Origin of the sequence: Anaeromassilibacillus sp. An250 (assembly GCF_002159845.1) — a bacterium.
In the GTDB taxonomy this organism is placed as follows: domain Bacteria; phylum Bacillota; class Clostridia; order Oscillospirales; family Acutalibacteraceae; genus Anaeromassilibacillus; species Anaeromassilibacillus stercoravium.
In genome coordinates this window covers 64,457-77,448 of the sequence record NZ_NFJK01000006.1, presented here as the reverse complement: position 1 = coordinate 77,448, position 12,992 = coordinate 64,457, and the positions used below count along the sequence as shown (strand labels likewise).

Here is a 12,992-nt window from a genome sequence, read left to right as displayed (position 1 = left end):
ATGCCAGCATACAAAGACAAGGAGAAAGGCACATGGTATGCGTCCTTTTACTACGAGGACTGGACAGGCAAAAAGGTCAAGAAGATGAAACGGGGCTTTCCCACCAAACGGGAGGCGCTGGAGTGGGAACGGACATTCCTGCAACAGCAGACCGCCGATCTGGAAATGACCTTTGAGAACTTCGTTGCCGTCTATGTGGCGGACATGAAGGGCCGTATCAAGGAAAACACCTGGGGCACGAAAGAACATATCCTCTACAAGAAATTGGTGCCCTACTTCGGCAAGCGGAAGATGTGCGACATTCACTCTAAAGAGGTCATAGCGTGGCAGAATGAAATGCTCAATTACCGGGACAAGAACGGCAAGCCCTATTCCCCGGTGTATCTGAAAACGCTCCATAACCAGTTAAGCGCCGTGTTCAATCATGCGGTGCGGCACTACAATCTGAAAGTCAATCCCGCCGCCCAGGTGGGGAACATGGGCAAGCCAAAGAGCCGGGAAATGCTGTTCTGGACAAAGGCGGAGTACCTAAAATTTGCGGAGGCCATGATGGACAAGCCCCTCTCCTACTACGCCTTTGAAATGCTCTACTGGTGCGGCGTGCGGGAGGGGGAACTGCTGGCCCTCACCCCGGCGGACTTCGACTTTGAGAAACAGACGGTCACTATCTCCAAGTCATACCAGCGTATCAAGAGCCGGGATGTTATCACTGACCCCAAGACGCCCAAGAGCAACCGGGTCATTCAAATGCCCGCTTTCCTCTGTGATGAAATGCAGGACTACATCAAGAGCCTGTACGCCGTAGAGCCGACAGACCGTATCTTCACGGTAACAAAATCCTACCTCCACCGTGAGATGGACAGGGGAGCGAAAGAGGCTGGGGTCAAGCGGATCAGAATACACGACCTGCGGCATAGCCACATCTCCCTGCTGATTGACATGGGCTTTACGGCCCTGGCAATCGCTGACCGGGTGGGGCATGAGAGTATCGACATTACTTACCGTTACGCCCACCTGTTCCCTACCCGGCAGACGGAGATGGCAGACAGGCTGGACATGGAGCGAAAGGGGGCCTAAATCATGTCACTGAAGAACAGGGACAACAAGAACCGATGGAGAAACAAGACTGTGGCGTTTCGGGTGTCCCCGGAGGAGGACGCGCAAATTGAAACCGCTGTGCGGCTCTCCGGGCTGACGAAACAGGACTACATCACCCGGCGGCTCCTGTGCCGGGAAGTGGTGGTGCAGGGCAATCCAAGGGTCTATAAGGCCCTGCGGAATGAACTGGCCGCTGTGCTGGCCGAACTGCAACGGATAGAGGCCGGGGATGGGGTGGACGAAGAACTGATGGACAACATTGAACTAATCGCCGCCATCATGGACGGCATGAGGGAGGATTGATAGATGGATAGATCACAAGAGAAAACGACCGTCCCATATCCGCCTGTTGGCGCAGACGGGGGACAGTCGCTCTCACAAAAACCTAACCAAAGTATAGCAGAGGAACAGGCCGAACACAAGCCCCAAGAACGGGATTTTAGGGAAATCCTGCGACAGATAGACCGGGTCAACGACCCGGCCTATCTGCCCTCCCTCTCCATGAACGAACTCTACGAAAAGGTGTACCCCGGCAAGCCCTCCGTGGTGGAGGGCCTACTCTATCCGGGAGTGTACCTCTTTGTGGGCGCTCCCAAGGTCGGCAAATCTTTTCTCATGGCGCAACTGGCCTACCATGTGAGCAAGGGCCTCCCCCTGTGGGGGTACGAAGTCCGCCAGGGGGCCGTCCTCTATCTGGCTCTGGAGGACGACTATCCCCGCTTGCAGGGGCGGTTATACCGGATGTTCGGGGAGGACAGCGCCGCAGACCTCCACCTCTCCATTTATGCCAAGCAGTTAAACAGCGGTCTGGAGGAACAACTAAATCGGTTTGTCCGGGAACACCCGGACACCCGGCTTATCATCATCGACACCCTGCAAAAAATCCGGGAGGCCGGGGCCGAGAAATACAGTTACGCAGACGACTATAAGGTGATAACCAGTCTGAAACACCTTGCCGATGGAACGGGGATTTGCCTCTTGCTGGTACACCACACCCGCAAGCAGCAGGCCGACGACAAGTTTGATATGATCTCCGGCACCAATGGCCTGATGGGTGCAGCGGACGGGGCCTTTCTGCTCCAAAAGGAGCGGAGAACGGACAGCGCCGCCACGCTGGACATATCCGGGCGTGACCTGCAAGACCAGCGCCTCTATCTGAAACGGGACGGAGAACGGCTGGCGTGGGAGTTGGAACGGCGGGAAACAGAACCGTATAGGGAACCGCCCGACCCGGTTTTAGAGGCCGTGGCCGCCCTGGTGACGGCGGAGCGGCCAGAGTGGAGCGGAACGGCCACCGACCTTGCCGCCGCCCTGGAGGTGGATATGAAAGCCAATGCCCTGGCGATGCGGTTGAATGTTCGGGCGTGGCGGCTGTCCTATGAGTACCATATCCGCTACGAAAGCACCCGTACCCACGCCGGGAGAAGTATTCGGCTGACGCTGGAACCTCCCCAGGCGTGACGACCGTGGCGGCCGTGACGACCTCTGCGGCACCGCCCCCGGTATCAAAAAAGCCGTCACGGTCGTCACGGCTGTCACGGGGAGCGGGGGCGAAAGTCAAGGGGGCATACCTGCGGGTGGAGATTGCCGCAAGGCAATACAACCCGAACCCCTTGACTTTCACCCCACGGAGAACACTTGCCGGGTGGGAGGAAAGGCCTTTGGCCTTTCCTCCCTGCCCCACGGCGAGTGAAAAAGTTTAGGCGGGGTGCAGGGTGCCCTTTTCAAAGGGCGGCCCTGCTGGGGGAGCCGTCCGCAGACGGCGGGGGCAAAGCCCCCACACCACCCCGTAGGGCGCAAATGCGCTTTTGATAGCCGATAGGCTGTCAAAAGTGCTTTTGCGTTACTTTCGCAGAAAGTAACAAAGGCCCGCCGCTGGCGCGGCGGAAAAGGAGGGATTTATTGAAAAGGACGATCAGCGCCATGGTGGGGCATGGGTCGGTAAACCACAACAGCAGGAAGTTTCACGCTAAAAATACCGACCCGGAACGCTCCCATCTGAATGTAACATACTGCCAGGAGAATATCAAGGCGGTGTACCATGAACTCTTTGACGAGGCCCTGGAACGGTACAACGCCAAACAGACCAGGGCCGACAGGCGGATAGAAAACTACTATGAAAAAATCCGCTCCGGCAAGCAGGAAAAGCCGTTTCACGAAATTATCCTACAAGTGGGCAATAAGGACGACATGAGCGCCGACAGCGACGAAGGGCGGCTGGCGGCGGCGGTGCTGGACGAGTATATAAGAGCCTTTCAAGAGCGCAACCCAAATCTCCGGGTGTTCTCGGCCCACCTCCACATGGACGAGGCCACGCCCCATCTGCACATCGACTTTGTGCCGTTCACTACCGGGAGCAAGCGGGGGCTGGACACACGGGTATCTCTGAAGCAGGCGTTAGCGGCCCAAGGTTTCACGGGCGGCACCAGGGGGGACACGGAGTGGAGCCAGTGGGTGCGCTCGGAAAAAGAGCAACTCTCCGCCGTGATGGAGCGCCACGGGATAGAGTGGGAGGACAAGGGCACCCACGACAAGCACCTGTCTGTGCTGGACTACAAGAAGGAGCAGAGGGCGAAAGAAATCGCCGCCCTGGAGACGGTCAAGGCGGAGAAAGAGAGCCAGGTGGAGAGCCAGGAGCGGCGGCTGAAAGAACTGGCCCCGGCGGTAAAGAACATGGAGCGGCTGGCGGCGGATTTCTCCGCTGACCCGGAGGAAATTCTGCCGGAGGCCGGGACGCTGGAGAGCGCCAAGTCCTACCGGGAAAAAAAGGCAAAGCCCCTGCTGGCGAAGATCGTCAAGGTGCTGCGCTCCCTATACCGGGCCTACATCGACCTAAAGGGGAAGTTTGACCGTCTGCAAGGAGACTATGACCGGGTGCGGGAGGGCAACGCCCGCCTGTCTGACCGCTTGATGGAGGTGAAGATGGAGAATAAAAAACTGCGGCAGATATCCGCCGACTATACACGTGTCAAGCGGGTCTTTGGCCCGGAACAGGTGCAGGCGGCTGTGGAGGCCGACAAGCAGAGGGAACAGGCGGAGAAAGGCCGCAAACGGCCCCGGCGCTCCCTTGACCGGGGAGGGCGGTGACTTCAAAAAATTTTGATTGAACTGTTGACAAACGAGACGTTGCTGCATATACTAATCATATCAAAATTATTTGATGTGAGGTGAGAACATGGGGACAGCGTATCAGGAACAGGCAAAAGTATTCAAGGCTCTCTGCGATCCGAAACGGCTTGCAATCCTGGAACAGTTAAGGAGCGGTGAAAAGTGTGCTTGTGTCCTGCAAGAGCCGTTGGATTTAACGCAGTCCGGCCTCTCTTACCATATGAAAATCCTCTGCGATTCCGGCATTGTCGTCAGTCGTCAAGAGGGCAAATGGACGCACTACCGACTGAGTTCTTCAGGTAGGGACTATGCAATAGAACTGCTGAAAAAATTGACAACTCCAGATGTAGAACAAGAGAGTACCTGTCCCCGTTGTGGATAGAAACGCCATCTAATTTAGATGGCGTTTCCTTCGGCACAATACATCAAAAAGTTTTGATATGTTGTCCATGAAATGGAAAGTGAGGTTTTTGTATGGGCGTATGGGACTTTATTCAAGATCAGGTGCTTGGCATGAAATGGCTGAACGAACTTCTCGGCATTGGGCTGTCGGCACTGGGCTTGGATGTAAATGGGCGCATTGGCGGCAGCGTCCAGTTTTTTATCTACGATGTCTTGAAAATCACGGTGCTGCTCTGTGTATTGATTTTTGCAATCTCCTATATTCAAAGTTATTTTCCACCAGAGCGAAGTAAGCGCATTTTAGGTCGTTTTCATGGGATCTGGGCGAACATCATCTCCGCTCTGCTGGGAACAGTGACCCCCTTTTGCTCCTGTTCATCTATCCCGCTGTTCATCGGTTTTACCAGTGCGGGACTTCCCTTGGGTGTGACGTTCTCCTTTTTGATTTCATCACCGATGGTCGATTTAGGAAGTCTTGTCTTGTTAATGAGCATTTTTGGTGCAAAAGTGGCGATCGTCTATGTGATCCTTGGGCTTGTTATCGCAGTTGTCGGCGGCACCATGATCGAGAAACTGCATATGGAAAAGTACGTTGAAAGTTTTGTGCTTTCGGCTGGCAGCGTTGATATCGAGTCTCCTGACCTGACGATCCGGGAAAGGCTCACCTATGCAAAGGAACAAATGCTTGGCACCTTCAAGAAGGTGTTCCCTTATATTCTGATTGGTGTCGGGATTGGTGCGCTGATCCACAACTGGATACCGGAAAGTTGGATTGAAACCGTACTTGGCAGCAACAATCCTTTTGGTGTGATCCTCGCTACAATCGTTGGTATCCCCATGTACGCAGATATTTTCGGCACCATTCCTGTTGCAGAGGCACTACTTTCTAAGGGGGCACAACTGGGTACCGTTCTTTCCTTTATGATGGCTGTTACTACCTTGTCCCTGCCGTCCCTTATCATGCTCCGCAAGGCTGTGAAACCCAAACTACTGGCACTCTTTATTGGCATTTGTACGATTGGCATTATCATTGTTGGCTACCTGTTCAATGCGTTTCAATTCATTTTGATTTAATCTAAGGAGGTAATTCGCTATGGGACTGTTTAACAAGAAGAAAGAGGAAAAAAGTTGCTGCTGTGGGAGCGGCTGCACACCCGAAAAGATGGCCCAGGCAGAGGCCGCAAAAACAACTGCTGGGATCAAAGTGCTGGGGGCTGGCTGCGCGAAGTGTCATGCGTTGGAAGATGCCACCAAAGCGGCGCTTGCGGAACTGAATATGGACACGACCATAGACCATGTAACGGACTTCTCGCAGATCGTCGCCTATGGCGTGATGACCACCCCTGCCCTTGTGGTAGATGGCAAGGTCGTGTCCTATGGTAAGGTTTTGAAAAAAGATGAGGTAAAAGCCCTCATTCAAAAGGTCAGGGGATGACGTATGGGTCAAAAACCCAAGGTGGCGTTTATCTGCGTCCACAATTCCTGCCGGAGCCAAATCGCCGAGGCACTCGGAAAGTATCTGGCCTCCGATGTATTTGAAAGTTACTCCGCTGGCACGGAGACTGTGCCGCAGATCAACCAGGACGCAGTTCGGCTGATAAAACAACTCTATGGCATTGACATGGAGCAGACGCAATATAGCAAATTGCTGAACGAACTTCCGCCCGTAGACATTGTAATAACAATGGGGTGCAATGTGGCCTGCCCCTATCTACCCTGCAAGCACCGGGAGGATTGGGGGCTTGACGATCCGACAGGAAAATCAGACAAAGCATTTTGGGAGATAATCCAGTCTATCAAAGAAAAAATTGATAATCTAAGAAATCGAATAGAACACAACGCACTTCTTTAGATGGATAGCAAATCCAGTCGGGGCTGTCAATGGTCGAGATGAACGGCGCACAAGTGCGCCGCCATTGACCGCCCCGCCCGGCCTTGCTCTGCGGTTATCAAGGCGGGCAAGCACCAGAGGTGCTTGCCCGCCTCCTTTGATTTTAGGTCGAATTGCGTCCCATGGTGGGATTGATTTCCGCTGAAAGCGGAAATCAATCCCCTATTGCCTGGGAGCGTTTACGCTCCCAGGCGGTGGTCGAAATGGGTCTCGATTTGAGACCCATTTCGACAGAAACTTACATCAAATTGAGGGAAGTTTTGATTGTGTCCGTTTATGGCCTGAAACCCTTGCAATTTCTCGCTTTTTGTGATACTATTTTGATACTAAGAAAGCGAACTGCCTCAAATAAGCGGGCAAAATATTAACATATTTGCGAAAGTTTTGCCTGTAAAATCACCCTAAATACGCTCCCATATATCTGAATTTGCCGAGTGGGAATGATTTCAGAGACCCGGAAAAGCCTGATATGACTGGGTTTTTGAGGGGTTAAGGCCCTCCGTGGCAACGATTTGGCAACACTTTTTCATTATTCATAAAAAGAGAGCTAACTGATTTTGATTAGTCAGTTAGCTCTCTTTTTATTTTGGTTCCTATATGATTTTAGCCGTTTAGTTTTTTCTCAAGCTTTTGAAGCCTTGCAGGGTATCCCCCTTTAGTTGAATCGGTTAATCCATATTTTATTGCCAAATTGCAAATTTCAATGGCCTCTTTATACTGCCCGGCTTTTTCGTAAAGAATTGCAAGCCGCTGAAAGGTTGTGATTCGTGGAATACAATCGAACTCTTTTTGCATTGGCTTTACATATTTAGGGAACATATGGATATCTTTCAAGCAAAATTCGATTGTTAAATCAATCGCATCTGGTCTGCAATCTCTCTGCTTGTAATAACATTCGGCGGCTTCCTGCCAAAAATAGTGAGCGTCCAGAAGCTCCGCTTCGCTAACTGCCAAGTCTTTACCTGCACTAATTATTTTATCGGCAAGAGAGTAGTTCTTCTCAGAAACTGCCCAACCAATCATTGCAGAAAAGTACTTCAGTTTTGTGCTGGAAGAATAAGATACATCACCTTTTATAGGAGAAGAACCCGGAGCTGCACCAAGCCCACCTTGATGATATCTGGTAAGAGCATCTTGCTCTTGAGGTGTGCATGATAGCCAAAAAGATTCCAAACCCAAATAACCGATGATGCCTTTAATTTTAGGTTTCTGAGAAAATAGGGACTTAAACATACAATGTCACCTCTAACTTCAAGTGAAATCCAAATTTTTCTTTTCTTACGCAGCAAACGGCCTCTCCCGTGGCCTACAAGTGAGAGGATCAAAAGAGGTCCTGGGGCGGCACCTTCACATAGTTCTGGGACTTATCAAATTCCGGGTAATGGTAGCGCCACTTGTCGTAATCCTCTTTGGAGATTTCGCCCGCCTCCAGCATGGCAGCAGCCTGCTGCCAGGAACAGAGCATCTCATGCAGCCGGGCGGCGTCCTTGTTCTTCCGCACATCAACCTTCAAACAGACTTCTCCATCCATCTCGCTGATCTTGAGCCCGTAGTTGTCCTCCAGGGTAAACAAGGTGTGCATCAGCCCCACATAGGAGTCTATATCCGGGACAGAGAGTGCATGGGGCGAGACATCCAGTACCTGAGCCAGGGCAGCGGTAAGGTCTGCTTTAGGGGTTCTTGATCCTGTTTCATACTGAGCAAGGCGCACATCGGCGGACTTTTCCGGGAAGCCCAGCGCCATGCCGAGATATTTCTGTGTCATCCCTCGCAGGAGACGGAAAAAGTGAATCCGTTCGCCAATCGCCATATCATCCACTCCAATCATTGGTTGTCTTTAGGAAAAGCGTAGCAGAAATGCTTAGGAAAGTCAAGAGAATCCTAAATAATTTTATTTAATTTATTTTGCGTACTCCGATTGACACAAGCTATTATGCTTAGTATAATGACAATAGACTAAGCATAATAGCTTAGAATCAATAAATGAAAAAGAACTGCCGCAATCCCCCGGTTATACATCGCGGGAAAAAGTGGCGGACGAAGGTGAGGAGGCATTTATGGGACACAATATCCAGCTGCAGCAGCCATCAAAGAAGAAAGGAAGGTGTTTTCAATGCAGGCACAAAACTTTATGCGCGTGGAGGAAGTGGCCCAGGAGCTGGGCATCTCCAAGTCCCACGCCTACAAGGTGATCCACAAGCTCAACGCCGAACTCCGTGAGAAGGGCTATCTGACCATCTCCGGGCGGGTCAATCGGAACTTTTTCATGGAGAAGTTTTGCTATGGCAAGACGGGAAAGGAGGGCTAATCATGGCAGTCTATAAGGAAGAAAAGACAAACACCTGGCGGGCGGTCTACCGCTACACTGACTGGAACGGCGAGCGCAAGCAGACCCAGAAGCGGGGCTTCAAGACCAAACGGGAGGCACAAGCCTGGGAGCGCGAACAGCTCAACAAGACCAGCGCTGATCTGGACATGACCTTTAAGAGCTTCGTGGATCTCTACACGGCGGATATGAAGACCCGGCTCAAGGAAAACACCTGGGCCACCAAGGATCACATCATCCGCACCAAGCTGCTACCCTACTTCGGCAAGCTGAAAATGTGTAACATCACTGCCCAGCAGATTATCACTTGGCAGAACGAGATGCTGAACCACAAGGACGAGAATGGTAAGCCCTACTCTCCGGTGTACCTGAAAACGGTCCACAACCAGCTCAGCGCCATCTTCAACCACGCGGTTCGGTACTACAACCTCCGGGAGAATCCCTGCAAGAAGGCGGGCAGCATGGGCAAAAAGAAAAACCGGGAGATGATGTTCTGGACCAAGGAGCAGTACCTGAAATTTGCCGAGGTGATGATGGACAAGCCGCTATCCTTCTACGCCTTTGAGATGCTCTACTGGTGCGGTATCCGGGAGGGGGAGCTGCTGGCCCTGACCCCGGCGGACTTTGACTTTGAGAAGCGCACCGTGTCTATCAACAAGTCCTATCAGCGTCTGAACGGCGAGGACCTGATTACCACCCCCAAGACGGAAAAGAGCAATCGGGTCATCACCATGCCGCAATTTCTGGCTGAGGAAATCCAGGATTACATCAAAATGCTTTACGGCATCGGGCCGGATGACCGGATGTTCACCGTCACCAAGAGTTATCTCCACCGGGAGATGGACCGGGGAGCCAAAGAAGCGGGCGTACCGCGTATCAGAATCCACGATATTCGTCACAGCGCGGTTTCACTTCTGATCGACATGGGGTTCTCTGCCACGGCCATCGCGGACCGGGTGGGCCATGAGAGCATTGACATCACTTACAACTACGCACACCTGTTTCCGTCCAAGCAGGCGGAAATGGCAGACAAATTGAACATGGAAAGGGGCAATTAAAAATGTCAGCAAAGAATTTGGACAAGCACAACCGTTGGAGAAACAAGACCGTGGCCTTCCGGGTCTCCCCGGAGGAGGACGCTCAGATCGAAACGGCGGTGAAGCTCACCGGCCTGACCAAGCAAGATTATATCATCCGTCGGCTGCTCTGCCGGGATGTGGTGGTCCAAGGCAATCCCAGGGTCTATAAAGCGCTGCGGGACCAGCTGGCCGCTGTGCTGGACGAGCTGCGCAGGATCGAAGCTGGACAGGGCGTAAACGATGAGCTGTTGGACACCATCCAGATGATCGCCACCATTATGAACGGAATGCAGGAGGACTTTGCCTATGACCGATGATAAAAAGAAAATGACCGCCCAGGGCTCATCTGTTGGCGCAGATGATGGGCAGTCAATCGCTCAAAATTCCAAGACCACTATACCAGACCCGGACGAAAAAAGCAATTCCCCCGAAAGAGATTTGGAGGAACTTTACCGGAAGATGCGCCGCATGAGTGACCCAGCCTGCCTGCATACTGTGACCTTGGACGAGCTGATGGATAATGTGTTTGAGGGTAAGTCTGCGGTGATTGAGAACCTGCTCTATACAGGAGCGTACATCCTTGCCGGAGCGCCCAAAATCGGCAAGTCCTTCCTGGTGGCGCAAATCGCCCACCATGTCAGTACCGGGCAAGACCTGTGGGGCTACAAGACCCATCAGGGAACTGTTCTCTACCTGGCGTTGGAGGATGACGAGAGCCGTTTACAGCGCCGGATGTTCCGAATGTTCGGAGTGGAGGGAACAAGCTCCCTGCATTTTGCCACCAGCGCCAAGATGATCGGTGGTGGCCTGGATGAACAGCTGGAAAAGTTTGTTCGGGAACACAGTGATACCAAGCTGATTATCGTGGATACCCTGCAAAAAGTCCGGGAGGCAGTGAGCGATAGCTACAGCTACTCCAGCGACTATGAGGTGATCGGCAAGCTGAAGCAATTTGCTGACCGATATGGTGTCTGCGTCCTGATTGTCCACCACACCAGAAAGCAACCTGCGGGAGATAGCTTTGAAATGATTTCCGGCACCACGGGCTTGCTGGGCTGTGCGGATGGTGCGCTCCTGATGCAGAAGGAGAAACGGACGGATAGCAAGGCCACTCTGGAGGTGGTGGGCAGAGACCAGCCGGATCAGCGGCTGTATCTGAGCAAAGACCAAGAGAACCTGGTTTGGGGTCTCGACCATGCAGAGAATGAGCTTTGGAAGCAGCCTCCGGACCCAGTGCTGGAAGCCGTGGCAAAAATTGCGTCTGCTGACAACCGGGAATGGGAAGGCAGTCCCACCGAGCTGGCCCAAGCGATTCAAACGAATATGGTGGTGAACAGGCTCACCAAGCATTTGAATGTGAATGCCAGCCGCTTGCTGGAAGAACATCAGGTGAAGTACGAGAACAGAACCAAACACGCCGGACGGCGTATCCGGCTGACTTACATGGTGGTGGAAGCACCCGCGTTTGAAGTAATCGAGTAAAGCGCGACGCTCGCAACGGTCGCGACGGTGTTTTGAGGGGTACTCCCAGCACCGTTGCGACCGTCGCCACCGTCGCGGAACGAAAAACTGGGGTGGTGTTTTGCCATCCCATCTTCAAGGAGGGTACCCCATTTTAGGGCACCCTAAAAGTACCATAGGATGTCGCGACTCAAGACACCCTATGCCCCAAAACAGGGCACTGGATACAGACAAAAAGCGTTCGGAGAACGCGCAGCCACAGAATGAAATTCTGTGTTCAGAAGGGGCTTGGGGGCGCTGCCCTCAACAAGCAGTTTGTGGCAAGTGGATAGCCACAAGCATTGCTTGCCTGTATCTAAAAACAACCGAAACGGCCCTTGTGCCGCTGCGGAAAATCAATCAAAATTCAAGTATTGGGAGGTAACGACTATGAGAAAGATTTTGTCCTGTGAGTTTAACCTGGATACCGCCTGCGTGGAGCTGCGCCTGGATGACGGGACGCTGCTCTCCATCGACTGCACGGCCGTGGAGAACGAACTAGCAAACAGTATGTACCAGCGGTCGGAGCTGGACTGGCTGATCTACAACGATCCCCTGGCCTATGCCGAACTAATTTTGAATGGTGAGCCGGAACTATATCTAAAGGTTGTGACAAATAAAACTCCATTAGGTTGACAAGAAATAAAATCCGCCAGAAGCAGCATTCTAAAAAATGCGTCTCTGGCGGATTTTTTACATCTTATCAATCAAAGCAAATACAACAGCTTGCTGTTCTTCGCTCAATCTTGACCAGCGTTCCAGAAGCTTTTTCTGCGCCTCAGTCAAGGAAACAGGTGCATCTTCTTCGGCAAATAGCTGAGACAGTGTAATGCCAAAAGCTGTGCAGATTTTCTCCAGAGATGGAATGGTAGGAACCATGTTCTTACGATACCATGAGGAGATCGTAGATTGTGGTAAACCGGAGCGTTCTGCAAGCTGATACTCTGTCCAGCCCCGCTCCTCTCGATACGCGGTTATAACCGAGAGAATATCCTTCACCTGCATCACTCCCTTGCTTGTGTTCTTCGTAAATTATACTTTGATAAATCGTTGTGATTTAATCATTTATATCGTATAATTTTAACGATAAACACAACTACAAAGGAGGGGGAAATTTGGGCGGAAAAAGCTGTTTCTTTATCGGACACCGAGAGGCATCAGAAGAGATTTATCCGGCATTGTATGCGGCTGTGGAGCAGCACATTTTGGAATATGGCGTTACAGAATTTATCGTTGGCCACTACGGCGGATTTGACCGTCTTGCAGCGTCAGCAGTCAAAGAAGCAAAGCGTTTCTACCCAGAGGTGAGACTCATTTTGCTGCTGCCATACCATCCAGCAGAGAGGCCCATTCCAATGATAGAAGGATTTGACGGAACATTCTATCCGCCAGGGATGGAAAGCGTTCCGCGCAAGGTTGCAATCGTGAGAGCAAACCGCTATGTTGTGGATCATGTAGACTATCTCATCGCCTATGCCTGGCACCCCGCCAGCAATGCGCGGGAGCTGGTTGAATATGCACAGAAGAGACAACAGAAAAACTGTATTCAAGTAACCGTATTGAGACAAGTCGCTATATAATTACGTAC

At 52.1% G+C, this 12,992-nt stretch carries 17 protein-coding genes; 14 read left to right on the top strand and 3 right to left on the bottom strand.

Annotation, left to right across the window (positions count from 1 at the left end; all coding sequences use genetic code 11):
- The 8 genes from B5F54_RS07160 (at window position 1) to B5F54_RS07125 (ending at window position 6,460) form a co-directional block, all read left to right on the top strand.
- The gene (locus B5F54_RS07160; RefSeq protein ID WP_087232434.1) at window positions 1-1,077 is read left to right on the top strand and encodes a site-specific integrase; all 1,077 of its coding nucleotides are present in this window, start codon (window positions 1-3) and stop codon (window positions 1,075-1,077) included.
- Between the two features lie 3 nt (window positions 1,078-1,080).
- A complete protein-coding gene (locus tag B5F54_RS07155; RefSeq protein ID WP_087232431.1) occupies window positions 1,081-1,401 on the top strand; it encodes a plasmid mobilization protein in 321 nt (106 codons plus the stop codon).
- A 3-nt stretch (window positions 1,402-1,404) separates the two neighbouring features.
- Complete coding sequence (locus tag B5F54_RS07150; RefSeq protein WP_087232428.1) at window positions 1,405-2,559, top strand: helicase RepA family protein; 1,155 nt, start codon at window positions 1,405-1,407, stop codon at window positions 2,557-2,559.
- 441 nt (window positions 2,560-3,000) lie between these two features.
- Window positions 3,001-4,185: a plasmid recombination protein gene (locus B5F54_RS07145; RefSeq protein ID WP_330374294.1), complete on the top strand. Its 1,185-nt coding sequence runs from the start codon at window positions 3,001-3,003 to the stop codon at window positions 4,183-4,185.
- A gap of 88 nt (window positions 4,186-4,273) precedes the next feature.
- Window positions 4,274-4,588, top strand: coding sequence for an ArsR/SmtB family transcription factor (locus B5F54_RS07140; protein WP_087232425.1), 315 nt, complete (start codon window positions 4,274-4,276; stop codon window positions 4,586-4,588).
- Between the two features lie 92 nt (window positions 4,589-4,680).
- The gene (locus B5F54_RS07135) at window positions 4,681-5,682 is read left to right on the top strand and encodes a permease (protein WP_087232422.1); all 1,002 of its coding nucleotides are present in this window, start codon (window positions 4,681-4,683) and stop codon (window positions 5,680-5,682) included.
- A 19-nt stretch (window positions 5,683-5,701) separates the two neighbouring features.
- Entirely contained in the window at window positions 5,702-6,043 is a 342-nt protein-coding gene (locus B5F54_RS07130; RefSeq protein ID WP_087232419.1) for a thioredoxin family protein, read from the top strand.
- A 3-nt stretch (window positions 6,044-6,046) separates the two neighbouring features.
- A complete protein-coding gene (locus B5F54_RS07125) occupies window positions 6,047-6,460 on the top strand; it encodes an arsenate reductase ArsC (protein ID WP_087232416.1) in 414 nt (137 codons plus the stop codon).
- A 642-nt stretch (window positions 6,461-7,102) separates the two neighbouring features.
- Here the strand turns inward: B5F54_RS07125 and B5F54_RS07120 are convergent.
- Both B5F54_RS07120 and B5F54_RS07115 read right to left on the bottom strand, forming a co-directional pair.
- Window positions 7,103-7,732, bottom strand: coding sequence for a hypothetical protein (locus B5F54_RS07120; protein ID WP_087232413.1), 630 nt, complete (start codon window positions 7,730-7,732; stop codon window positions 7,103-7,105).
- An 88-nt stretch (window positions 7,733-7,820) separates the two neighbouring features.
- The gene (locus tag B5F54_RS07115; RefSeq protein ID WP_087232410.1) at window positions 7,821-8,309 is read right to left on the bottom strand and encodes a helix-turn-helix domain-containing protein; all 489 of its coding nucleotides are present in this window, start codon (window positions 8,307-8,309) and stop codon (window positions 7,821-7,823) included.
- A 303-nt stretch (window positions 8,310-8,612) separates the two neighbouring features.
- On the opposite strand from B5F54_RS07115, the gene B5F54_RS07110 reads away from it, so the two are divergent.
- The 5 genes from B5F54_RS07110 to B5F54_RS07095 all read left to right on the top strand — a co-directional run bounded on the left by B5F54_RS07110 (window position 8,613) and on the right by B5F54_RS07095 (window position 12,040).
- Complete coding sequence (locus B5F54_RS07110) at window positions 8,613-8,807, top strand: helix-turn-helix domain-containing protein (protein WP_006571508.1); 195 nt, start codon at window positions 8,613-8,615, stop codon at window positions 8,805-8,807.
- 2 nt (window positions 8,808-8,809) lie between these two features.
- Window positions 8,810-9,883 (top strand): site-specific integrase, encoded by a 1,074-nt coding sequence (locus B5F54_RS07105; protein ID WP_140400339.1) that lies wholly within the window; start codon window positions 8,810-8,812, stop codon window positions 9,881-9,883.
- A 2-nt stretch (window positions 9,884-9,885) separates the two neighbouring features.
- On the top strand, window positions 9,886-10,221 hold the full coding sequence (locus tag B5F54_RS17290; RefSeq protein ID WP_006571527.1) for a plasmid mobilization protein: 336 nt from the start codon (window positions 9,886-9,888) through the stop codon (window positions 10,219-10,221).
- Entirely contained in the window at window positions 10,211-11,386 is a 1,176-nt protein-coding gene (locus tag B5F54_RS07100) for an AAA family ATPase (protein ID WP_087232407.1), read from the top strand. The genes B5F54_RS17290 and B5F54_RS07100 overlap by 11 nt, the downstream gene beginning before the upstream one ends.
- 408 nt (window positions 11,387-11,794) lie before the next feature.
- Window positions 11,795-12,040, top strand: a complete 246-nt coding sequence (locus B5F54_RS07095; protein WP_087232404.1) for a DUF6061 family protein — start codon at window positions 11,795-11,797, stop codon at window positions 12,038-12,040.
- Window positions 12,041-12,097: 57 nt separating this feature from the next.
- Here B5F54_RS07095 and B5F54_RS07090 read toward each other — a convergent pair whose 3' ends face one another.
- Window positions 12,098-12,409 (bottom strand): helix-turn-helix domain-containing protein, encoded by a 312-nt coding sequence (locus B5F54_RS07090; RefSeq protein ID WP_050624078.1) that lies wholly within the window; start codon window positions 12,407-12,409, stop codon window positions 12,098-12,100.
- 110 nt (window positions 12,410-12,519) lie between these two features.
- Here B5F54_RS07090 and B5F54_RS07085 point away from each other — a divergent pair, with 110 nt between their 5' ends.
- Complete coding sequence (locus tag B5F54_RS07085) at window positions 12,520-12,984, top strand: hypothetical protein (RefSeq protein WP_087232401.1); 465 nt, start codon at window positions 12,520-12,522, stop codon at window positions 12,982-12,984.
- The last annotated feature ends 8 nt before the right edge of the window (window positions 12,985-12,992 follow it).

Bases quoted from the DNA above. Each gene is read 5' to 3' on its own strand.
- B5F54_RS07135 (WP_087232422.1), top strand. From the start codon at position 4,681: ATGGGCGTATGGGACTTTATTCAAGATCAGGTGCTTGGCATGAAATGG.
- B5F54_RS17290 (WP_006571527.1), top strand. From the start codon at position 9,886: ATGTCAGCAAAGAATTTGGACAAGCACAACCGTTGGAGAAACAAGACC.
- B5F54_RS07100 (WP_087232407.1), top strand. From the start codon at position 10,211: ATGACCGATGATAAAAAGAAAATGACCGCCCAGGGCTCATCTGTTGGC.
- B5F54_RS07160 (WP_087232434.1), top strand. From the start codon at position 1: ATGCCAGCATACAAAGACAAGGAGAAAGGCACATGGTATGCGTCCTTT.
- B5F54_RS07150 (WP_087232428.1), top strand. From the start codon at position 1,405: ATGGATAGATCACAAGAGAAAACGACCGTCCCATATCCGCCTGTTGGC.
- B5F54_RS07105 (WP_140400339.1), top strand. From the start codon at position 8,810: ATGGCAGTCTATAAGGAAGAAAAGACAAACACCTGGCGGGCGGTCTAC.
- B5F54_RS07095 (WP_087232404.1), top strand. From the start codon at position 11,795: ATGAGAAAGATTTTGTCCTGTGAGTTTAACCTGGATACCGCCTGCGTG.
- B5F54_RS07120 (WP_087232413.1), bottom strand. From the start codon at position 7,732: ATGTTTAAGTCCCTATTTTCTCAGAAACCTAAAATTAAAGGCATCATC.
- B5F54_RS07125 (WP_087232416.1), top strand. From the start codon at position 6,047: ATGGGTCAAAAACCCAAGGTGGCGTTTATCTGCGTCCACAATTCCTGC.
- B5F54_RS07090 (WP_050624078.1), bottom strand. From the start codon at position 12,409: ATGCAGGTGAAGGATATTCTCTCGGTTATAACCGCGTATCGAGAGGAG.
- B5F54_RS07110 (WP_006571508.1), top strand. From the start codon at position 8,613: ATGCAGGCACAAAACTTTATGCGCGTGGAGGAAGTGGCCCAGGAGCTG.
- B5F54_RS07130 (WP_087232419.1), top strand. From the start codon at position 5,702: ATGGGACTGTTTAACAAGAAGAAAGAGGAAAAAAGTTGCTGCTGTGGG.
- B5F54_RS07140 (WP_087232425.1), top strand. From the start codon at position 4,274: ATGGGGACAGCGTATCAGGAACAGGCAAAAGTATTCAAGGCTCTCTGC.
- B5F54_RS07115 (WP_087232410.1), bottom strand. From the start codon at position 8,309: ATGGCGATTGGCGAACGGATTCACTTTTTCCGTCTCCTGCGAGGGATG.
- B5F54_RS07155 (WP_087232431.1), top strand. From the start codon at position 1,081: ATGTCACTGAAGAACAGGGACAACAAGAACCGATGGAGAAACAAGACT.